At 67.6% G+C, this 19,483-nt stretch carries 19 protein-coding genes; 16 read left to right on the forward strand and 3 right to left on the reverse strand.

The features are described from left to right. Positions 1 to 24 precede the first annotated feature (24 nt). Positions 25 to 279 (reverse strand): hypothetical protein, encoded by a 255-nt coding sequence (locus ACFHPP_RS27330; protein WP_437166403.1) that lies wholly within the window; start codon positions 277 to 279, stop codon positions 25 to 27. A gap of 601 nt (positions 280 to 880) precedes the next feature. Between ACFHPP_RS27330 and ACFHPP_RS27335 the strand changes: the two genes are divergently transcribed. From ACFHPP_RS27335 to ACFHPP_RS27355, 5 genes are all read left to right on the forward strand, one after another. Further along, the gene (locus tag ACFHPP_RS27335; protein ID WP_437166404.1) at positions 881 to 1,777 is read left to right on the forward strand and encodes a KilA-N domain-containing protein; all 897 of its coding nucleotides are present in this window, start codon (positions 881 to 883) and stop codon (positions 1,775 to 1,777) included. Positions 1,778 to 2,049: 272 nt separating this feature from the next. Continuing rightward, complete coding sequence (locus tag ACFHPP_RS27340) at positions 2,050 to 2,829, forward strand: hypothetical protein (RefSeq protein WP_437166405.1); 780 nt, start codon at positions 2,050 to 2,052, stop codon at positions 2,827 to 2,829. 325 nt (positions 2,830 to 3,154) lie between these two features. Continuing rightward, complete coding sequence (locus tag ACFHPP_RS27345; RefSeq protein ID WP_437166406.1) at positions 3,155 to 3,415, forward strand: helix-turn-helix domain-containing protein; 261 nt, start codon at positions 3,155 to 3,157, stop codon at positions 3,413 to 3,415. Positions 3,416 to 3,425: 10 nt separating this feature from the next. Then, positions 3,426 to 5,324 carry a tyrosine-type recombinase/integrase gene (locus ACFHPP_RS27350; RefSeq protein WP_437166407.1) on the forward strand — a complete coding sequence of 633 codons (1,899 nt, stop codon included), beginning with the start codon at positions 3,426 to 3,428 and terminating at the stop codon, positions 5,322 to 5,324. A gap of 1 nt (position 5,325) precedes the next feature. Continuing rightward, positions 5,326 to 6,435, forward strand: coding sequence for an integrase (locus ACFHPP_RS27355; RefSeq protein ID WP_437166408.1), 1,110 nt, complete (start codon positions 5,326 to 5,328; stop codon positions 6,433 to 6,435). 96 nt (positions 6,436 to 6,531) lie between these two features. On the opposite strand, the gene ACFHPP_RS27360 is transcribed toward ACFHPP_RS27355, so the two are convergent. Both ACFHPP_RS27360 and ACFHPP_RS27365 read right to left on the reverse strand, forming a co-directional pair. Beyond that, positions 6,532 to 7,485, reverse strand: a complete 954-nt coding sequence (locus tag ACFHPP_RS27360) for a D-2-hydroxyacid dehydrogenase (RefSeq protein ID WP_437166409.1) — start codon at positions 7,483 to 7,485, stop codon at positions 6,532 to 6,534. Beyond that, complete coding sequence (locus ACFHPP_RS27365) at positions 7,482 to 8,519, reverse strand: uroporphyrinogen decarboxylase family protein (protein ID WP_437166410.1); 1,038 nt, start codon at positions 8,517 to 8,519, stop codon at positions 7,482 to 7,484. The genes ACFHPP_RS27360 and ACFHPP_RS27365 overlap by 4 nt, the downstream gene beginning before the upstream one ends. Before the next feature lie 168 nt (positions 8,520 to 8,687). Here ACFHPP_RS27365 and ACFHPP_RS27370 point away from each other — a divergent pair, with 168 nt between their 5' ends. The 11 genes from ACFHPP_RS27370 to ACFHPP_RS27420 all read left to right on the forward strand — a co-directional run bounded on the left by ACFHPP_RS27370 (position 8,688) and on the right by ACFHPP_RS27420 (position 18,700). After that, the gene (locus ACFHPP_RS27370) at positions 8,688 to 9,422 is read left to right on the forward strand and encodes a GntR family transcriptional regulator (protein WP_437166411.1); all 735 of its coding nucleotides are present in this window, start codon (positions 8,688 to 8,690) and stop codon (positions 9,420 to 9,422) included. Further along, positions 9,415 to 10,074 carry a polysaccharide deacetylase family protein gene (locus tag ACFHPP_RS27375; RefSeq protein WP_437166412.1) on the forward strand — a complete coding sequence of 220 codons (660 nt, stop codon included), beginning with the start codon at positions 9,415 to 9,417 and terminating at the stop codon, positions 10,072 to 10,074. Before ACFHPP_RS27370 ends, ACFHPP_RS27375 begins: the two co-directional genes overlap by 8 nt. Positions 10,075 to 10,159: 85 nt before the next feature. Continuing rightward, positions 10,160 to 11,143 (forward strand): Bug family tripartite tricarboxylate transporter substrate binding protein, encoded by a 984-nt coding sequence (locus tag ACFHPP_RS27380; protein ID WP_437166413.1) that lies wholly within the window; start codon positions 10,160 to 10,162, stop codon positions 11,141 to 11,143. Continuing rightward, entirely contained in the window at positions 11,140 to 11,577 is a 438-nt protein-coding gene (locus ACFHPP_RS27385) for a nuclear transport factor 2 family protein (RefSeq protein ID WP_437166414.1), read from the forward strand. The genes ACFHPP_RS27380 and ACFHPP_RS27385 overlap by 4 nt, the downstream gene beginning before the upstream one ends. Before the next feature lie 23 nt (positions 11,578 to 11,600). Continuing rightward, positions 11,601 to 12,143, forward strand: a complete 543-nt coding sequence (locus ACFHPP_RS27390; protein ID WP_437166415.1) for a carboxymuconolactone decarboxylase family protein — start codon at positions 11,601 to 11,603, stop codon at positions 12,141 to 12,143. Between the two features lie 20 nt (positions 12,144 to 12,163). Then, the gene (locus tag ACFHPP_RS27395; RefSeq protein ID WP_437166416.1) at positions 12,164 to 13,189 is read left to right on the forward strand and encodes a VOC family protein; all 1,026 of its coding nucleotides are present in this window, start codon (positions 12,164 to 12,166) and stop codon (positions 13,187 to 13,189) included. 188 nt (positions 13,190 to 13,377) lie between these two features. Further along, positions 13,378 to 14,523 carry an iron-containing alcohol dehydrogenase gene (locus tag ACFHPP_RS27400; RefSeq protein ID WP_437166417.1) on the forward strand — a complete coding sequence of 382 codons (1,146 nt, stop codon included), beginning with the start codon at positions 13,378 to 13,380 and terminating at the stop codon, positions 14,521 to 14,523. Next, the gene (gene leuC, locus ACFHPP_RS27405; protein WP_437166418.1) at positions 14,520 to 15,938 is read left to right on the forward strand and encodes a 3-isopropylmalate dehydratase large subunit; all 1,419 of its coding nucleotides are present in this window, start codon (positions 14,520 to 14,522) and stop codon (positions 15,936 to 15,938) included. Before ACFHPP_RS27400 ends, leuC begins: the two co-directional genes overlap by 4 nt. After that, the gene (gene leuD / locus ACFHPP_RS27410) at positions 15,935 to 16,537 is read left to right on the forward strand and encodes a 3-isopropylmalate dehydratase small subunit (RefSeq protein WP_437166419.1); all 603 of its coding nucleotides are present in this window, start codon (positions 15,935 to 15,937) and stop codon (positions 16,535 to 16,537) included. Before leuC ends, leuD begins: the two co-directional genes overlap by 4 nt. Before the next feature lie 11 nt (positions 16,538 to 16,548). Beyond that, positions 16,549 to 17,625: a 3-isopropylmalate dehydrogenase gene (gene leuB / locus ACFHPP_RS27415; RefSeq protein ID WP_437166420.1), complete on the forward strand. Its 1,077-nt coding sequence runs from the start codon at positions 16,549 to 16,551 to the stop codon at positions 17,623 to 17,625. 94 nt (positions 17,626 to 17,719) lie between these two features. After that, the gene (locus tag ACFHPP_RS27420; protein ID WP_437166421.1) at positions 17,720 to 18,700 is read left to right on the forward strand and encodes a Bug family tripartite tricarboxylate transporter substrate binding protein; all 981 of its coding nucleotides are present in this window, start codon (positions 17,720 to 17,722) and stop codon (positions 18,698 to 18,700) included. The last annotated feature ends 783 nt before the right edge of the window (positions 18,701 to 19,483 follow it).

Genomic DNA, 19,483 nt, shown 5'->3' on the forward strand with positions numbered 1-19,483 from the left:
CGGGCATCAGGCGCTAAACTTTGCTCAGTAGATGCGCGTGTAAAACTGGCACACGGCTGCGAGGCGGCTGAGCATCTCGATGCCGCGGTGGATTAGCTTGCTGTCGGTAAGATGCGTCACCGCCTCAGGCAGGATGGTGGTGTCAATGGTGACGCGCTCGAAGTGCTTCGGCTCGGCGACCGCGGTGCGCTGCGCAGCGGCCAGTATCTTGGCGAGCAGCAGATCGAGCTGAGTCGCGCAGCTACAGTTCATTGCATACTTGAAAGTACGCGGTGGCATCCCCATATCTGTGGCTCGAGAGGCACGATCCCGCCCGGCTCCGCGACGCCCTCGCCCCCCCGACTGCAACCACTTTAGCTTCTGGGGCGAGGCCGTCTGAGCCGGCCGGGCGCTGGATCTGACCAAGGCCCCGGCAACGAGGCCCGCTGGCCATCCCGCGCCGCTCCTGCTTCGGCAGGGGAGGGGACGCTGGCCTCTCGCCACCCCTGTCATCCCACCCCGGCGGACACCGGCCGCGTCATCCCGACGCCGCCCGTGCCCGGCACCGCGCATCCGGCACTGAGCCGGCCGCTTCTGCGAACCATTCCCCTGCCAGCGGTGGCACGGAGGGTGCCGACGACAGGGTCACCCGGCGCCGCCCCAGACCAGCCGGGGAGGGGGCGCCGGTCCGCCGCGCCACGACGCGGCTTTGGCGCGGGCCGTTGCCCGCGCTCGCTACCACACCAGCCTGGGTTCAGCTCGGCAGCCCCGCAGTGCGCCCCCCAGGGCCCGCCACGGCGGCGGCCGGGCTGAACCTCGTCTGCTGCCTCCTCACCCGCCTCCGCCTTCTCCGCCCTCTCCGGCTGGTCTCGGTAGCTCCCAAGCCGACCGTCGCGGCCCCTTGAGCAAGGCCGAACCCAGTGTTGGAGATCCCATAACCACCACCACCCTCAGCTACCAGGGCAGCCGCATCCGCCTGCGCGGCGCCATGCTGAACCTGACCGACATGTGGCAGGCCGCAGACCGGCCACCGAACCGGCGCCCCTCCGACTGGCTCGCCCTCGAGGAGACCGCGCGCTTCCGCACCCATGCCGGCACCCACGCGTCCAACGTTGACGACCTGTTCGCGCCAAATGCCGGCCTCGCCGGTATTTGCCACCTCGACAGCGATGGCCTCGTCGCCACCCTCCGCGGCAACCAGGGCGGTACCTGGGCGCACTGGCAGCTCGCGCTGACCTACGCCCGCTACCTCTCGCCGCCGTTCCACCTCTGGTGCAACACCGTCCTCCGCGCCGCCATGCAGCGGCCGGACGACGCACCCGCCGTGGGCCATGACCCGCTGCGGGCGCATCTCGACCAGCAGTTCCAGCGGCTGCATCACCGGCTCGACATCCTCGATGTCCTCGACCGGCATGCCGCCGACCTGATGTTCCTGACGCTCTCGACGCAGGACCTGCTGCTCGGCACCAGGCGGAACTTCTCGGAGGCGAGCCAGGCGGCCATCCGCCGCGCGGTGGCGGCCGAGCCCTATGGCGGACAGTGCCCCTGCTGCGAGAACACGCGCGTGCTCACCCGGGCGGGCGGGTCGGCAGAGGGCGCCGAGTTCGACCACTTCTTCCATCGCGGCCTGAACCGGCCGGAGCATGGCTGGTTGATCTGCGCGAACTGCCACATCGAGCTGAACCGCGACGGCTACCTGCTGCGGTTCAGCCACATGCCCAGGTTCCGCGCCTTCCAGGCGGCGGTGCTCGAGCAGCGCCGCCGCGGCCGCATGCGCCTCGGCAGCACGGCGGAGTAGCCGCCCAACCCAGCCCTCCCCAGTGGAGGGCGCCAGAGCCCCATGATCTCAGCACGAGGTCATGGGGCTCTTCGCGTTCTTGAGCTGTCGTATCCTACCGTCGGGCCGGCTTCGCGATGCGCTGGCGGAGAGCAAGTGGAATGGGGTGAGGCACCGCCGGCCCTTCGCTAACTTGCTCTGCGACTACGCTTCATCCGATTTGTTCTACGACAATAGGAGGCACAAGGGTTAGGCTTCTTTACTAATCTTTGGAACGCATCAGAGGCACAGACATGATTCGAATCGAGAAAAAGGGAGAAGACTTTTTTGTCCTTATTCCTAGGGAAAGCGACGAGCTTGTTCGAGGAGCTATTATCATGGCGTCTATAGCTCACCCACCAACACGCGTTGATGATCCGAAAACCCTTAAAGCCTACCGTGGAACCTGCCGCTTTGCGATAGACGCCTTTCTAAAGGCTGTACCGGCTGCTGCGGGTGGGATACTTCCCTATCCAGAGGATATACTGAGAATTTCAGCGCTCGAAGCCAAGCGCATTCACGATCAAACTGATTGGACTGTCCGGAGAATGATCGCGGCGGCGGACACGCTGTCGCCTGAGATAGAGTCCGTTGTAAAAGGAAGTAAGCACAGCAGGACAACCAGGACATTAGATCGAATGATCCAGGATTATTTTGGACAACAGTTCGAAGATAGTGAAAAAGCGAAAAAATCCGGGGAGCATGTTCGTTGGCCATTTATTATAGGGGATGTTAATTTCGAGCAGAGAGTAATTCGCAAAAGCCTGCCAGTCCTACATATTGCAGCAGCTATTTTGTATTCATATTTATGGGTAATTCTAGGTCATAGGGACAAGGACGAAAAAATTATGAAAGAATTCGGTTATAATCTCGACAGCTCTGGAATAAAGGTCCCGAAATTCGATTATAGGAAGTTGGTTTTCCATTCCGAAGCGCAGAAATTCATACTGAAAGCGGCTGAAGATCTGGAATCTGTTGTGCCTTTTATGCAGCCTGCACCCCGAAAAGGATTGATTCGAATTCGCGAATTATAACCTTTAGAGCTAGGTTCATGTAAATCGACCTGTGCTGAACCTCCGGTGTTGGCCGCTTCTGGCACACCGGCGACATGCACACCCTCCCCGCTTCCTCCCTACGCTTCCCTAGGCCCCAACGCCTGATCAGGGCGTTGCACCCGCGCTGCGCGTCACTCGCATGACAAAAACCTCTTGCAGAGGCGCCGCCTCAGCCCGTGCTTCCGCATCCCCAGGGATGAGCAGGGATCTCCCGATCCTGCCTCGCCCTTCGGAACACGAACCCTTCCCCTGCAGTATCTCTGTGCCGTGCGCTGCTCCACGTCCTGACGCAGCCGACGAAGGATTGGACCGGCCTCTGAAGCCGCTGCTGTCGGTCGCCGACGTCATGGCCCTCTTCAACCGCTCCGAGCGCACGATCCGCCGCTGGGTCGCGAAGGGCTACCTGCCGTCAGTGCCGGTCGGGGGAGCCGTGTTCTTCCGGGAGGAGGACGTCCGCGCGCTGATCGCCGGGCGCCTCAGCCGCCGCGTCCTGGCCCGCTCGCAAGCGCCGGTCGGCGACCCTGCAGCGCCCGCAGACACTCCAGGCGATGATCCCTCCAAGTGACTGAATTGGCGTGAATAGCGAGGCCATCGTGAGTACCTCACGCGCCAATCCGCAGGAGACTGGAAAGTACTGTAGTCCCGAATGTCCGCAACTGACCGGAGTTGGCCACATGCATATCAAACCCCCCTCTCTCCTCGCCAATCTGCCCCTGGGCTCGGCCGCTGAGCCGCCGCTCAATGTGGCGGATGCCCAGCTTCTCATCGCCGGTTGGACCGACCTTTCGGACAGCCGGCGTCGGGATCTTGTCTCCAACCTTGCCACCGTCGCGCGCATGGCGGGCCTGCCCCCAAGGGAGGTGCTGCTGACGCCCGCGAGCCTGCGCGAAAGGGTGCTCGACCGTTCCGCGGCAGGCCACGGCATCAGCCACAGCACCATGCGCACCGTGCTCTCGGGTCTGCGCTACGTGATGCGCCGGAGCGGCGTCATCGACCACGCGGGCGGCCAACTCATCCCGGCCTGGGAGGCCGAACTCGATCGCCTCAACACGTATCAGAGAGCCGGGCTGATCGGCCTGGCACGCTTCTGCTCCGCGAACGGCATCCCGCCCGAGGCGGTCTGCCGCGAGACCTTCGCCGCCTTCGAGACTTACCTCAGGACGCGGACCGTGACGACGCTCCCGCGCAAGGCCGTCGGCGCGGCGCGCACCAGCTGGGACCGCGTCAGCACCCGTGTCCCTGGCTGGACCGGGCGGGCAGTCGGGCGCCTCGGGAACAAGAACGCCTATGTCCTGGGGCTTTCGGCCTTTCCGGAGAGCTTTCAAGCCGCCATTGCCAGCTTCGGGCAGCAACTGGGTGCTGGCGCCCTCGACGATTTCGGCAGCACCGAACCCTTCGATGACGATCCGGACTTCCTGATCCCAACGGGCCGGCTGCGCGCCTCGACCGTGGCACTGCGCCAGTCGCACGCCCGCTGGGCGGCCAGCGCCCTGGTGGCGAGCGGCGTGCCGATCGCCGAGGTCACCTCGCTGGCGAGCCTGGTCACGCCGCTGAGCCGGGCCAAGGCCGCGCTCCGCTATCTGTACGCCCGCGCCGGGGGCAACCCCTCGGCGGCGGGCCACCACGTCGGCGAGGTGCTGGCCATGATCGCCAGGCACCACGTCCGGCTCGACCCCAAGGCGGTGGCGCAGATCCAGCGCTGGCGAAAGCCGGTGACGCTCAGCTACCGGGGGATGACCGAGAAGAACGAGCGCCAGATCCGCGAGATAATGCAGCCCGCTCGCCATGAGGAGTTGATGCAGCTACCCAAGGCCTTCATGGAGGCCGCGCGCCTGCTGCGCGCCACCTCGCCAGATCAGGCCCGCTCGCTTGCGCTGCGGGCCGTGCTGGTCGGGATCCTGACCAAGCTGCCGGTGCGGCTTGCCAACCTCGTCGGGCTGCGGCTCGACCGGCACCTGCAACGGCCCGATCCGAAGCGAAGCCGTATCACGCACCTCCTGGTCCCGGCAGAGGAGACGAAGAACCGGCGGCCCATCAGCCTGCCGGTGTCGCGGGACACGGCGGAGCTGATTGAGGAATGGATCACCGACTACCGGGCGCCCTCCGTGCCAGGCTGCGCCTACGTGTTCCCCATCCAGGGTATTGGCGACCGGCCGATGTCGCACCAGGGCCTGCGTGACGCGGTCAAGGATGCGCTGCGCACCTATGTCGGGGTGGTCCTGACACCGCACCAGTTCCGGCACCTCGCCGCCCGGCTTTTCCTGGAGGCCTTCCCTGGCCACTACGAGGAGGTGCGGCAACTGCTCGGTCACGAGTCCATCGTCTCCACGACCAGGCACTACAGCGGCATCGAGAGCGAGGCGAGCGCGCGCCGCTACGACGAGGATGTGCTGGGCCAGCGTCGCCCCGGCCGCGCCGGGCGCGGCGGCCCCGTCCCGGGACGGCCCAAGACCCCCCGGAAGCGGCGCGGCTGACATGGCACAGTCCGACAAGCCCCGCCTCATCTGGCCACTCGCGTGGTGGCCGGAGGGCGATCGGGCGGCCTGGGTACTCGGCTGCACCCCGGGCGACCCGTTCGATGATCCGTACTACGGCGCCTCCCTGCGCAAGACGTCGCAGGGCAAGGTTCGCAAGGGCTACGGCCGCTGGCTGAGTTTCCTCGCAGCGCAGGGCTGGCTCGATGCGGCGCAGCCGCCGCTCGCGCGGGTCACGCCGGCGCGCCTGCGGGCCTACTTCCGCGCCCTGCGCGCGGCCGGCAACGCCGACTGGACCATCATCGGCCGCTTCGGCGAACTCGGCGTGGCCATGAAAATCCTTGCACCGGGAGAGGACGTGTCCTGGATCCGAAAGCCCCATGGCGTGACGGTCTACGCCCTGCTGCCGAAGCGGCAGCGAGCGCTGCTGGTGCCGGACATCCGCGTGCTGTTCGCGTGGGGGCTGCAGATGATGGACGAGGCGGCACCGCCGCTGGGACGGCATTGGCTGATCTCCTACCGCGACGGGCTGCTGATTGCCATGTTCGCCGCCCGCGGCCGGCGCCTGCGTTCCATGGCGCTGTTGTGCGTCGGACATGAGTTGATCGAGCGCGACGGGCGCTTCCGGATCGAGCTCACGCCGGATCAGGTGAAGACACCCAAGCCCGACCGCTTCAATCTGCCGGATCGGTTGACGCCCTACCTGCGGCGCTACCTCGATGTTATCCGCCCGGCCCTGTTGCGCTGCCGGGAGGAGGACGCCCTCTGGATCAGCAAGGACGGCGCGCCGTTGACCGAGGATGCCATCTACACCCGCATGACGAAGCTGACGCTGCAGCGCTTTGGACAAAGCTTCGGCCCGCACCGGTTCCGCCACTCGATCGGCACCACGGCGCCGCTGCTTGCGCCTGATCATCCGGGTCTTGCCGCCGGGCTGCTCGGCATCTCGGCGGATGTGCTCGAACAGCACTACAACCGGAGCAGTCAATGCCAAGCCGGGGAGCGCTTCGCGAAGCTGGTGGAACAACGGCGACAGCGACGGCCCAATGCGGCTGGCCGCCAGCTATTTGGAAAACGGGGCGCTATTGAGGATGATGGGATGTCACATTGATGCACAGGGTTCCGGCCCATCCTGCGGAAAAGGAGACCGTAGCAGATGTGGACCAGAGAAGGCAGGGCACGGCATAGGTCGCCAGTCGATGATCAGTCACGCACCCACTGCGGCGGCGCGTGTCAGGTTCCGCAATCCGGCCTGCCCCTCCGCCTGCCAGCCACGCAAATTGGCCACGAGGGCCGGTAGCGCCTGCTGCATATAGATGTCGCTGACGCCGCCGACATGCGGCGTGATGATGACGTTGGGCAGGCCCCACAGCGGGTTGTCCGCGGGCAGCGGCTCGACCGCGAAGACGTCAAGCCCCGCACCCGCAATGCGTCGCTCGGCGAGGCAGGCCAGCAGCGCCGCTTCGTCCACCACCGCCCCGCGGGCGATGTTCACCAGGAACGCATCTGGTCGCATCGCTGCCAGCACGCCGGCGTCCACGATGTGCCGCGTCGTTGCGGAGAACGGGACCAGGACGACGAGGAAGTCGGCCTGCGCCGCCGCATCCGCCAGCACCTCGCGCGGCAGGATCCTGTCGAAATGAGGTGCCTCCTGACGCCCGGCGCTGACACCGATCACCCGCATGCCGAACAGCCGGCAGCGCTCGGCAAGGTGCTCCGCGATCGAGCCGACGCCGAGGATCGTCACGGTGCGCCCATGCAACAGCTTCTGCGGCCTGCGATCCCAGATGCGGGCAGCCTGGCGTTCCAGAGTGCCGCGGATGTCGCGCAACAGCGACAGCATCAGCAGGAAGGTGAGTTCGGCCATCTGCGGACCTTGGATACCGCGCATTGCGGTAACCACCACCTCCGGTCGCAACTCCGGCAGCGCCTCCAGCTGATCGGTTCCCGTCGTCAGCGCCTGGATCCAGCGCAGCCTGGGAGCCGCAGCCAGAACGCGGCCAGGGATGACATGGGCGAGACCAATGATGATCTCGGCCTCCGCCGCCTCGCGGAGCGTGGCCGCCTCGTCGGTGGCCAGGACGTAGTCGTAGCCTGGCGCGGCGGCGGCGAGGTCCTCCAGCGCCAGATCGACCCCCTCGCCGAAGACCAGGACCTTCACGCGATTTCGCGGCGGACGATGGCCGCGCCATCCGCCAGCGCCTTCAGCTTGGCGAAGGCCCTCTCCCGCGGCAGGTACTTCATGCCGCAATCCGGCGCCGGCACAAGGCGTTCCGGCGGCAGCACCTGCAACGCCGCGCGGATGCGCGCGGCCACCTGGTCCGGCGTCTCGACCTCCGTCATGCCCAGGTCGATCACGCCGACCATGATCGTCTTGCCCGGCAGATCCTTCAGGATACCGAGATCGAGCTTCGGCTGCGCCGCCTCGATCGAGATCTGCTGCGCCGACGCCGCGGAGAGTTCCGGCAGGAAGGAGTAGCCGGTGGGCTTGCTGCTCACCATGGCGGCGTAGCCGAAGCAGAGATGCACGACCGTCGTGCCCTCGATCCCCTCCAGCGCCCGGTTGATGGCAGCCACGGCGAAGCGCCGCGCGCGCTCCGGGAAGGCCTGCATCCAGGGCTCGTCGAGCTGGATGACATCGGCGCCGGCCGCCTTCAGCTTCCGGATCTCCTCGTTCAGGGCCGCGGCGAAGTCCATCGCAACCTCGGCTTCGTCACCGTAGAACTCGTTCTTGCACTGCGCTGTCATGGTGAAGGGGCCCGGCAGCGTGATCTTGACCTGCCGGTCGGTGTTGGCGCGGGCAAAGGCGACGTCGCGCACTTCCACCGCCCGGGTGCGGCGGATGCGGCCGACGACGCGGGGAACCAGCGTCGGCTTTCCGGTGCGGCCCGTGATCTCGGCGGGTATGGCGTGTTCGATCCCCTCCAGGGCGCAGGAGAAGTGGTTCGAATAGCTCTCCCGCCGAATCTCGCCATCGGTGATGATGTCGATCCCGGCGCGCTCCATGTCCCGGATGGCCAGGCGCGTCGCATCGTCCTGCGCCTGCTCCAGCAGGCTTTCCTCCACGCGCCAGACATCCGGCGTCCGGATGCGCGGCACCAGCCGGCCTCGCAGCTTCTCATGATCGACCAGCCAAGCGGGCTGCGGATAGCTGCCGACGACGGTGGTGGGCAGCAGGGGCAGCTTCTGGGTCATGCTTGCGTCCTCCGGAGGCGCCGGGCTCCGCCGGCTCACAGGCACCGCCAGGCACCTATGCCTGTGGAATATCGTTTTTCCTTTGACCTTGATAGCGTCTTTCGCCATCTCTCGGCCATGGCCAACGCCGCATCCCAACGCACGACCCCGACCGCCATCACTCTCGCCATGCCTGGGGCGGAGGAGGCTCGGACGCTGACTTCGGCAGTCCACGCCTGCCTCCGGGCCGACCTGATTGCCTGCCGGATACTGCCGGGGGAAAAGCTGCCGATCGTGCTGCTGAGCCAGCGCTTCCGGGTCAGCGCCGCCATCGTGCGGGAAGCATTGTCGCGACTGGTGGCCGATGGGCTGGTGGTGGCGGAGGACCAGCGCGGCTTTCGCGCCAGCCCGCTGACGCTGGCGGACCTGCAGGACCTGGCCGAGACCCGCATCGAGATCGAATGCCTCACCCTGCGGCGCTCCATGGCGCGCGGCGGCGCGGCGTGGCAGGAATCGGTTCAGGTGGCTTGGAAGGCGCTGCGCGCCATCCGGCATCCGCCGCCCGAGGCGCCGGCCGAGGAACATGACGCCTGGTCCGCGCTGCATGCTCGCTTCCACGCCGCCCTGGTCGGCGGTTGTGGGCTGGATTGGTTGATGCGGTTCCGCACCACGCTGTATGAGCAGAGCGAACGCTACCGCCGCATGTCGCGATTCGTCCGCGGTCTGTCCCGCGACGTGGCAGCCGAGCATGACCAAATTTTTCGTGCGGTGATGCAGGGTGACGCCGGCCAGGCGGTGGCGCTACTGGCCGCGCATCTCCAGCGCACGGCGGACGACATCGCCAACGCCGCGCGCAACCAGGGCCTCAGCGATCAAGGGCCGCGGATCGCGGGCGGCGGCAGCCGATGGGGGCAAGGTGCCTGATCTCACGCTGACATTCGACAACGGGCCGGAGCCGGCGGTGACGCCGGAGGTGCTCGATATCCTGGCCGTGCGCGGCCTTCTCGCCACCTTCTTCGTGATCGGCAGCAAGGCGGCGACGCCGCAGGGCCAAGCCCTGATGCGGCGCGCCTGGCGTGATGGCCACTGGATCGGCAACCACAGCTGGAGCCACTCGACGCCGTTCGGCCAGGTGGAGGAGCCAGGCATCGTCACCGCGGAAATCGAACGTACGCAGGCCGCGATCGGGGAGCTTGCGCACCCGCTTCGGCTGTTCCGCCCCTTCGGCGGCGGCGGTCACCTGGACCGCCGCCTGCTGAATGCGGAAGCGGTGCGACTGCTCCGCGACGGGGGCTACAGCTGCGTCACCTGGAACGCGGTGCCACGCGATTTCGCCGATCCGGAGGGCTGGTGCGACACCGCCCTCGACCAAATCGGCCGGCAGGACTGGACGCTGATGGTACTGCACGACCTGCCGAACGGCGCCGTCGCGCATCTGCCGCGCTTCCTGGACGAGGCCGCGTCGCGCGGCTTCAGGTTCCGCCAGGAAATTCCGCAGGACTGCATGCCGATCCGGATAGGCGTGGCCGGAGACCTCTCCGGTCTCGTCACGCCGGATGCCACGGCCGCGGGCTGACACACAAATATCGATTTTTCCTTGACGTGGTGACGCACCGCGTGGAACCGTCCTGGCCACAAAGAAAAAATAAGGAGGGGACCCCATGCGAAGCACGACGCGCCGTGGGCTGCTGGCGGCAACAGGAACGATGGTCGCGGCCGCGCCCTTCATGGCGCGCGCCCAGGCGGGCTACCCGAGCCGCAACCTTTCCCTCATCTCGCCAGCCGCGCCGGGCAGCCAGACCGACATCTTCTCCCGCATCCTCGCCGCGCCACTGGGCCAGCGCCTCGGCCGCACCGTGGTGGTGGAGAACCGGCCGGGCGCCGGTGGCATCGTCGGCACGCTGGCCACGGTGCGCGCCGCGCCAGATGGCCACACCATCCTCTATGCCTCGAACAGTGGCTTCCTGATCTCGCCGCACCTGCGTCGGCCGCCGCCGTACAACACCCCGCGCGACCTGGAGCCGATCGCGATCACGCTGAGCGGACCCTCGGTGATTGTCGTCAACCAGAATGTGGCGGCGACGACGGTTGAGGACTTCGTCTCGGAGCTTCGCGCCAACCCGGGCAAGTACAACCTGGGCAGCCACGGTGTCGGCGCCTTCAGCCATGTCGCCATGGAGATGTTCATGGGCCAGACGCGCACGGAGATGGTTCACCTGCCCTACAACGGCGGCGGCCCGCTGGGCGCCGCCTTCCTCGCCGGCGATGTCCATGTCGCGCTGCTGGACGTGCTGACCGCGCGGCCGCTGATCTCGTCCGGCCGCGGACGCGTACTGGCCACGGTGGGCGAGCGACGGTCCCCTATCTTCCCCGACGCGCCGCTGGTCTCGGAGACCGTCGCGCCCGGCCTCGCGATGGATTTCTGGCTTGGCCTGCTCGCGCCCGCGGGCACTCCGACCGAGATCATCGAGCGCCTGCACAAGGAGATCACGGAGATCACCCGCAGCGACGAGATCCGCGGCCGCGCCGCCGAGGTCTCCATGCTGACGGAGCCGCTGTCCCTGCCCGCGCTGCGTGCCAAGGTGGAGCGGGAGTGGGAGGAATGGGGCCGCGTCATCCGCGACCGCAACATCGGCATCACATGAGCGAAGCCGCGATGACGGAGGATGAGCGCCGCGCGATCGAGCAGGACTGCCTGAAGCTCATCGCCACCTACGCCGTCGCCGCGGACCGCTACGACGAGGACCGCTTCGTCGGCATCTTCACGGAGGACGGCGCCTGGATCCGTCCGAAGGCGAGCCTGCAGGGCCACGAGGCGCTGCGGACCTTCATGCGGCAGCGCCCACGCGCGCCGGTGGTGCGGCATGTTTCCACCAACGCGCTGGTGGATGTGACGGGGCCGGACACGGCGCGCGGCATCTCCTACGCCACCGTGTACCGGCACGACGGCGATGCGGCGGGCGAGGCGCCGCTGGCCGGACCGGATTCGATCGTCGAGTACCATGACGAGTTCGTCCGCACGCCCGCCGGATGGCGCATCCGCATCCGACGCTCGATCTCCATCTTTCGCCGATCCTGACGACTTGAACCGGAGCCCCGACCATGGCGCGCGTGCCCCTGCCGAGCCGGGAGGACTATCCCGAGGACTACCGGGCAACCTATGACCGCATGCAGCGGGAGCGCGGCGTTCCGACGCCGCACGTCTTCCTTGCGCTGGCCAACATGCCCAACCTTATGGAGGCGCTGCTGACCTTCACGCGGGAGATGCGGCACGGTTCGGTGATGGACCAGCACCACCGCGAGCTCGGCATCATGATGACCGCGCGCACCGCCAATTCCGCCTATGAGTTCGACCACCACTGGAACCACGCGATCCGCGCTGGAGTTACGCATGCCCAGCTCGAGGCGCTCGACGCCTGGGAAACCTCGCCGCTGTTCAATGACCGGGAACGTGCCGTATGCCGCTACGCCGTCGAGGCGACGCGGGACATCGAGGTGAGCGACGAGACCTGGAACGCGCTGGTCCCGGCCTTCACGCTGCGCGAGGCGATGGACCTCGTCATGGCGGTGGCCTGGTACAACGCGGTAGCCCGCATCAACGGGCCGCTGAAGGTCGAGAACGAACCCTGGTTCAGGAAGATCTGAGCCGATCCGGAGTCCGCGCCATGGCGATCCCGCCGCCCCTCCACTACCCGCCCTTCAACATCACGCGTTCCAGCCATGTGGTGCTGACGGTGCGCGACCTTGCTGCCAGCATCGCCTTCTATACCCGCGTCATCGGCCTGGTGGTGACGGAACAGGACGACGATACGGCCTGGCTGCGCGGCATCGAGGAGATCGCCCACCACAGCCTGGTGCTGCGCGCAACCACGGAGGCGCCCGCCTGCGAGCGCGTCGGGCTGCGGGTGCAGACGGAGGAGGAACTCGACAAGGCGGCCGCGCATTTCGCCGCCTGCGGCCTGCCGTCGCGGTTCGTCGAGGTGCCGTACCAGGGCAGGACACTGCATGCCGCCGATCCCATGGGGACGCCGCTGGAGCTCTGTGCGCGCATGCCGGCGGTCGATCGCAGGTTGCTGCAGACGGACCATCATCCTGGCGGCGCGGCGCTGCGCTTCGACCACAAGCAGATCCACATGGTAGACGTGCCGGCGGCCTGCGCCTTCTACACCTCGCTCGGCTTTCGCACCTCGGACTACATCGTGGGCCGGCCGCATGAAGCGCTGGTGGGCGCCTTCATGCACCGCAAGGACATTCCGTGGGATCTGGTCTTCCTGGCGGGGCCGGGGCCTCGGCTGCACCACTTCGCCTACGTCACGCCGAGCATGATCGACATGTTTCGCGCCTGCGATGCCGCGGGGCTGCACAAGTATGGTTCCTCCGTGGAGCGAGGTCCCGGCCGGCATGGGCTTGGCCATGTCCAGTACGTCTATTTTCGTGATCCGGATGGGCATCGCGTCGAATTGGTGCTGGAAGCGCCGCACCACATGACCGACCTGGAGCAGGAGCCCGTGCGCTGGGATGCCGCACGCCGGGCGAACACCATGGACTGGGGGTATCCGCCGCCACGCTGCTGGTTCGACGACGCGACGATCTTCACCGGCGTAACTCCTGCGGCCTACACGCCCCCGGCGGACCGGGTCGCGCTCGAGGACTATCTGGCGGTGCGCGCCGCGCCTCGAGAAGGCGGCTAGCCTGGAGATCGAGAGCTTCGGGCAGTGGGGCGCGGGCTGATGAGGCACACGCCGCAACTCCCAAGGTCGCTGCGAGGTGTGGTCACTGCGGTACCAGACATGCAGGCGAGGGAGGCGGTCGACCGATCCGCAGAAATGACCCAGATTGTCCTGCACGTCGCCGCGCTGGTGGCGGCAGGAGCTCAGGCATGGCGTTGATGGTCTTCCTCAATCGCGTCCAGTTCGCCGAGGGGGCCCTGGCCGAACTGTCCGCCGAACTGGCACTCGCCGGCATCCGGCGGCCGCTGGTCGTCACCGATCCGGGCGTTGTTGCAGCGGGCCTGCTGGACCGCCTGCGTGCCGCACTGCCCGCCGGAATGTCCTGCGCGGTGTTCGACGCTACTCCGGCCAACCCCACCGAGGCCGCTCTGCGCGCGGCGACCGCCGAATTTCTCTCGCACGGCGCGGATGGATTGATCGGCCTGGGCGGCGGATCGTCGCTTGATCTCGCCAAGGCTGTCGCGCTGGTTGCGACACATCCGGCCGCGCCATTGGCGCACTACGCGGTGGTGGAGGGCGGCCTAGGGCGCATCACCGCTGCGGCCGCGCCATTGGTCGCAGTGCCGACCACGGCGGGCACCGGCAGCGAAGTCAGCCGCGGCGCACTGATCGTGCTGGATGACGGGCGCAAGGTCTCGATTGGCAGCCCCCACCTGATCCCGCGCGTGGCGATCTGCGACCCGCTGCTGACACTCGGCCTGCCGCCACGGTTGACCGCAGGCACCGGCATGGACGCCCTGGCGCATTGCATCGAGACGCTGTGCTCGCCGCGCGAGAACCCGATCGCCGACTCCATCGCGCTGGACGGGCTGCGGCGTGGTTGGCGGGCGCTGCCGATGGCGGTGGCGGATGGTGGCGATCACGCCGCGCGCGCGGCGATGATGCTGACCTCGGTGCAGGGCGCGCTGGCTTTTCAGAAGGGGCTGGGCGCGGTGCATGCGCTGTCGCATGCCCTGGGCGCACTGCCCGTCTCGCCGCATCACGGCACGCTCAACGCCGTGCTGCTGCCGCATGTGCTGCGCTTCAACGAGGCATCCATCGCCGCCGTTCTGCCGGCGCTGGCAGCGGCGATGGGCTTGCCCGGGGCCGCCGCGGTGGCGCCGGCGATCACTGCGCGCAGCGCGGAGATCGGCTTGCCGGCCGGGCTCGCGGCGATGGGCATCGCGGCGGATCTGCTGCCTGCCATCGCCGCCGCCGCGTTGCGTGACCACCATCACCTAACAAATCCGCGCCGCGCGACGGAGGCGGACTACCTCCGCCTGTTGCGTGACGCCCATCCGGGAGGCGCCGCATGAGCCCTGAGCCGCGCACGATGTTCGAGAAGGTGTGGGACCGCCACCGCGTGCTGGAGCGCGAGGATGGCCAGACCCTGCTCTACGTGGACCGCCATCTGCTGCATGACGGCACGGCACCGGCCTTCGAGATGCTGAAGACGCGCGGCCAGAAGATGCGCGCGCCGGAGCGCACCTTTGCCACACCCGACCACTACATGCCGACGGACACCCGCATCGCCGCGGAGATCCCGGACCCTGCGTTGCGCGAGATGGTCCTGTCGCTGGAACGCAATGCGGCGGCGGAGGGCTTCGCGCTGTATGGCCTGGATGACCCGCGCCAGGGGATCGTGCATGTGGTGGGACCTGAACTCGGGATCAGCCAGCCCGGCATGATCATTGTCTGCGGCGACAGCCATACCTCCACCCATGGCGCCCTTGGCGCGCTGGCCTTCGGCATCGGCATGACCGAAGTGGCACATGTGCTGGCGACGCAGTGCCTTTGGCAGCGCAAGCCGCGCACCATGCGCATCGCCATCGAGGGAACGCTTGGCGCCGGCGTCACCGCCAAGGACGTGATCCTGCACGTCATTGCCACTATCGGCACCGCCGGCGCTACTGGACATGTCATCGAATATGCCGGCTCCGCGGTGCGGGAACTTTCGATGGAGGGTCGGCTGACGTTGTGCAACATGACCATCGAGGCCGGCGCGCGGGCTGGCATGGTCGCGCCGGATGAGACCACCTTCGCCTTCCTCGCCGGCCGCGAGAACGTGCCTTCCGGTGCGGCCTGGGACGCCGCCGTCCGGCGCTGGCGAAGCCTGGCCAGCGACGAAGGCGCGACCTTCGACCGGACCGTCGAGATCGACGCGGCAACGATCGCGCCGACCGTCACCTGGGGCACCTCGCCACAGGAAGCTGTGGCCGTGGATGGCCGTGTGCCTGACCCCGTCACGGCGCCGAGTGCCAGCCGACGCGCTGAAATGCAGGAGATGCTGGACTACATGGGCTTGGCAGCCGGGCAGCTCCTGGCTGAGATCCCGGTCGATCGCGTCTTCATCGGATCCTGTACCAATGGCCGCATCGAGGATCTGCGGGCGGCTGCCGGCGTCGCCCGCGGCCGCCGGGTGGCGGAAGGCGTCACCGCCTGGGTGGTGCCGGGCTCGGCGCAGGTGAAGCGACAGGCGGAGGCGGAGGGGCTTGACCGCATCTTCCGCGAGGCCGGTTTCGCCTGGCGCGAGTCCGGCTGCTCCATGTGCCTTGGTACCAATGGCGAGATCGCGGCGCCGGGGCAGCGCGTCGCCTCTACCTCCAACCGCAATTTTCGTGGACGCCAGGGTCCAGGCGTACGCACCCACCTGATGAACCCGGCAATGGCGGCCGCGGCGGCGGTGACTGGGCATATCACCGACGTCCGCCGCCTGATGGAGGCCGGATGATGCAGCCCTTCGGGACCGTACGCTCGGTCGCGGTGCCCTTCGCCCGCGACAACATCGACACCGACCAGATCCTGCCGGCGCGCTTCCTGCACCTGGCGCGGAACGCCGACCATGGCGCCTGCCTGTTCCGCGACCTGCGCTATGGCGCCGATGGCAGCGAAGTCGAGCAGTTCCCACTCAACCGCCCAGCATGGCGCAGCGGCCGAATCGCGCTCGGCGGCGAGAACTTTGCCTGCGGCTCTTCGCGGGAGAACGCGGTCTGGGCGATGCATGGGCATGGCTTTCGCGCCGTCATCGCCCCCTCCTTCGGCGACATCTTTGCCCAGAACGGGCTGAAGAATGGCCTGCTGCCGGTCCGCCTGCCGGCGGCGACGGTTGCGGCGATGATTGCGCAGGCGGAAGCTGTGCCGGAGGGGGAGGTGACGGTGGACCTGGAAACCCAGACTGTCACCGCCGCCGACGGCACCGTCCACCCGTTCGAGGTGGATCCCTTCGCGCGGAAATGCCTGCTCGAGGGCATCGACGAGATGAGTTTCACCCTCTCGCACCACGAGGACATCGCCGCTTTCGAGCGTCGGCTCGGGCGTGAGAACTTCTGAGGACGCATTCCATGCACATTGCGGTGCTTGCCGGCGACGGCATCGGCCCGGAGGTCACCACCCAGGCGGTGAAGGCGCTACGCGCGCTCGCGGCTAATGGGCCACAGTTCAGCTTTACCGAGGCACCGATCGGCGATGCCGGCTACGACCAGACCGGCGACCCGCTGCCCGACGCCACCGCTGAACTGGCGGAGCGCGCGGATGCCGTGCTGTTCGGTGCCGCCGGCACCTATGAAAGCGACCTTCGTCCGCCCGAGGCACGCGGCGGCCATGCGCTGCTGCGGCTGCGCAAGCGCATGGACCTGTTCGCCAATTTCCGCCCGGTCTTCGCCTTCCCCGAACTGATCGGCGCCTCCACCCTGCGACGCGAGGTGATCGAGGGCGTCGATCTCGTGGTGCTGCGTGAGTTGACCGGCGACATCTACTTCGGCCAGCCGCGCGGCATCATCACCGAGGGTGGCGAGCGCGTTGGCATCAACACCATGCGCTACACCGAGAGCGAGATCCGCCGCGTGGCGCATGCCGGCTTCAAGGCGGCGCAGAAGCGGCGCCGTAAGCTGTGCTCCGTGGACAAGGCAAACGTACTGGAGACCAGCGCGCTGTGGCGCGAGGTGGTGATCGAGGTTGCCCGCGACTATCCGGAGGTCGAGCTGACCCACCAGTATGTCGATGCCGCCTGCATGCTGCTGATCCGCCGTCCGCGTGATTTCGACGTGATCGTCACCGGCAACATCTTCGGCGATATCCTGTCGGACGCGGCGGCGATGCTGACCGGTTCGATCGGTATGCTGCCTTCGGCCTCGCTGAACGCGAACGGGCAAGGGCTGTTCGAGCCGGTCCACGGCTCCGCCCCCGACATCGCCGGCAAGGACCTGGCGAATCCACTGGCGTCCATCCTCTCGGCGGCGATGATGCTGCGGCATTCGCTAGGCCAGCCGGAGGCCGCGACGCGGCTGGAGCAGGCGGTGCGCCGCGTGCTCGCCGAGGGACTGCGGACGCCGGACATCATGGAGCCAGGCGCGACGCAGGTTGGCACTGAGGCAATGGGCGACGCCGTTGCGCGGGAGCTCGCACGTATGCCGGCCTGATTGCAACGGACCGGTCTCCGGACCGGTCCGGGCGCTAGCAGGGGCGTCGGCGCAACAACCACAACGATAAGACATAACAGGAGAGGAAACGACAATGAAAAATTCCCTGACCCGCCGTACGCTGCTTGCCTCGGCTCTGGCCACGCCCTTCCTGGCACGAACCTCGCTGGCGCAGGACGCCTGGCCGACGCGCACGATCCGCTGGATCGTTCCCTTCGCCGCGGGCGGCGCTGCCGATACCGCAGCGCGTTCAATCGCCGCGACCATGCAGGAACTACTCGGCCAGAGCATCGTCATCGAGAACCGCACCGGCGGCAACGCGGTGATCGCCGCCAACGCACTGCTGCAGTCGCCGCGGGACGGCTACACCTTCCTGGTGGACGCCGCCAACCAGCTCACCAACCCGGCGCTGATGCGCGACCTGCCCTTCGACTACGCCACCGCCTTCGTCCCGGTGACGCAGATCTCCGCATTCCCGCAGGTCATCGCGGTGAAGACGGACTTTCCGGCTCAGGACATCGCGGCTTTCGTCGCACAGGCCAAGGCCCGGCCTAGCAGCATCACGATCGGCACACCGCCGGCGGCCGGCATGGCGCATCTGGCGCTGGCCGCCTTCGAGAAGCGGGCTGGCATCAAACTGGTACACGCGGCGTATCGCGGCGGCGCCGACGCATCGCGCGACATCCTGGCCGGCAACATCGACTCCGTGCTGATCACCACCTCCTCCATCCGCCCACCCGTGGTGGCCGGCAAGGCGCGGGTTCTGGCGGTCACCAGCCTGGAGCGGCCGCCGTCCCTGCCAGATGTGCCGACGCTTGCACAGTCTGGCTTCCCTGGCTTTGATCTGAATGACTGGAACGGCCTGTTTGCTGCCGAGGGCACACCACGTATTGCCATCGATCGCATCGCCGCAGCGGCCGCCACGGCGGCAAAGGCGCCGGAAGTGCTGGCCAGGATGCATCCTGCTGGCGCCATCATGATCGGCAACAGCCCGGCAGCTTTCAGTGCGTGGCTGACATCGCAACGCAGCCAGGTGTTGGACCTGATCCGGGACGCCAACATCACCCTTGGCTGACCGACGGGCGGAGCTGGGGCGGTCCATCCGGCCGCTCCATCCCGCGGCCAATCAGAGGTCCGATCCTAGACCGTCGTGCAAGCGCTATCCTGCCGGCCGACAGATTGCTCACCCTGTCAGAGGCTGGTTTTCTGCATATGATAATGTCCTTTATCAGATGTAGACAGAGCCGGCGGATGCCGAAGCGGAACCCAGCTACCAGCACGGCCCGCACGGTCATCCGAACCGGCGCAGACACCGATGCCCTCATGGAGCGCATCTGCGCCTCCGCCAGGCGGGCCCATATCTGGGCGACGGGCATTTCAAGGAACCGCGGCGGTCGGCTTGAAGCTGTCGAGACCAGCTAAAGAAGGCGAGGAGGCGGCAGACAGAGGTTCAGCCCGGCTGCTGCTGGTTCTTCGGCCGCAGGCGCGACAGGGTGCCGGTGGAGCCGACTGCGAACTGGTGCAGAGCTACCGTCAAGGCTTCGGCATCGGCCCCCTGGGGCTACCCTGCCGGTAGCGCCGGCACCACCACCAGGTGCGGCCTGGCGTAGCTAACGCGGCGTCTCACGTGATCCGCGGCACCGCTGCGTAGCTGTCGCGACCCACACCACTCACCGCGAACCGGTCCGATGAAATTCAGCTGGATCATGCAGGAGCGTGGTCGCGTAGGCTGCTGATAACCGTGCACGGGCGCGTTCCTGTGCCATGGCGCCCGCCAGGCCGTCGGCGCAGCCATGACGGTGCCACCCCTTGGTAAGGTGCCGCACCCGGCGTGGTTCGCGGTGTCCACATCAGCCAA

The organism is Falsiroseomonas sp. E2-1-a20 (assembly GCF_051433195.1).
GTDB lineage: Bacteria > Pseudomonadota > Alphaproteobacteria > Acetobacterales > Acetobacteraceae > Falsiroseomonas.

Excerpts from the sequence above, each read along its gene's own strand:
- ACFHPP_RS27330 (WP_437166403.1), bottom strand. The coding sequence starts at position 279 with ATGCCACCGCGTACTTTCAAGTATGCAATGAACTGTAGCTGCGCGACT.
- ACFHPP_RS27340 (WP_437166405.1), top strand. The coding sequence starts at position 2,050 with ATGATTCGAATCGAGAAAAAGGGAGAAGACTTTTTTGTCCTTATTCCT.
- ACFHPP_RS27355 (WP_437166408.1), top strand. The coding sequence starts at position 5,326 with ATGGCACAGTCCGACAAGCCCCGCCTCATCTGGCCACTCGCGTGGTGG.
- ACFHPP_RS27365 (WP_437166410.1), bottom strand. The coding sequence starts at position 8,519 with ATGACCCAGAAGCTGCCCCTGCTGCCCACCACCGTCGTCGGCAGCTAT.
- ACFHPP_RS27370 (WP_437166411.1), top strand. The coding sequence starts at position 8,688 with ATGCCTGGGGCGGAGGAGGCTCGGACGCTGACTTCGGCAGTCCACGCC.
- ACFHPP_RS27380 (WP_437166413.1), top strand. The coding sequence starts at position 10,160 with ATGCGAAGCACGACGCGCCGTGGGCTGCTGGCGGCAACAGGAACGATG.
- ACFHPP_RS27385 (WP_437166414.1), top strand. The coding sequence starts at position 11,140 with ATGAGCGAAGCCGCGATGACGGAGGATGAGCGCCGCGCGATCGAGCAG.
- ACFHPP_RS27390 (WP_437166415.1), top strand. The coding sequence starts at position 11,601 with ATGGCGCGCGTGCCCCTGCCGAGCCGGGAGGACTATCCCGAGGACTAC.
- ACFHPP_RS27395 (WP_437166416.1), top strand. The coding sequence starts at position 12,164 with ATGGCGATCCCGCCGCCCCTCCACTACCCGCCCTTCAACATCACGCGT.
- ACFHPP_RS27400 (WP_437166417.1), top strand. The coding sequence starts at position 13,378 with ATGGCGTTGATGGTCTTCCTCAATCGCGTCCAGTTCGCCGAGGGGGCC.
- leuC (WP_437166418.1), top strand. The coding sequence starts at position 14,520 with ATGAGCCCTGAGCCGCGCACGATGTTCGAGAAGGTGTGGGACCGCCAC.
- leuD (WP_437166419.1), top strand. The coding sequence starts at position 15,935 with ATGATGCAGCCCTTCGGGACCGTACGCTCGGTCGCGGTGCCCTTCGCC.
- leuB (WP_437166420.1), top strand. The coding sequence starts at position 16,549 with ATGCACATTGCGGTGCTTGCCGGCGACGGCATCGGCCCGGAGGTCACC.
- ACFHPP_RS27420 (WP_437166421.1), top strand. The coding sequence starts at position 17,720 with ATGAAAAATTCCCTGACCCGCCGTACGCTGCTTGCCTCGGCTCTGGCC.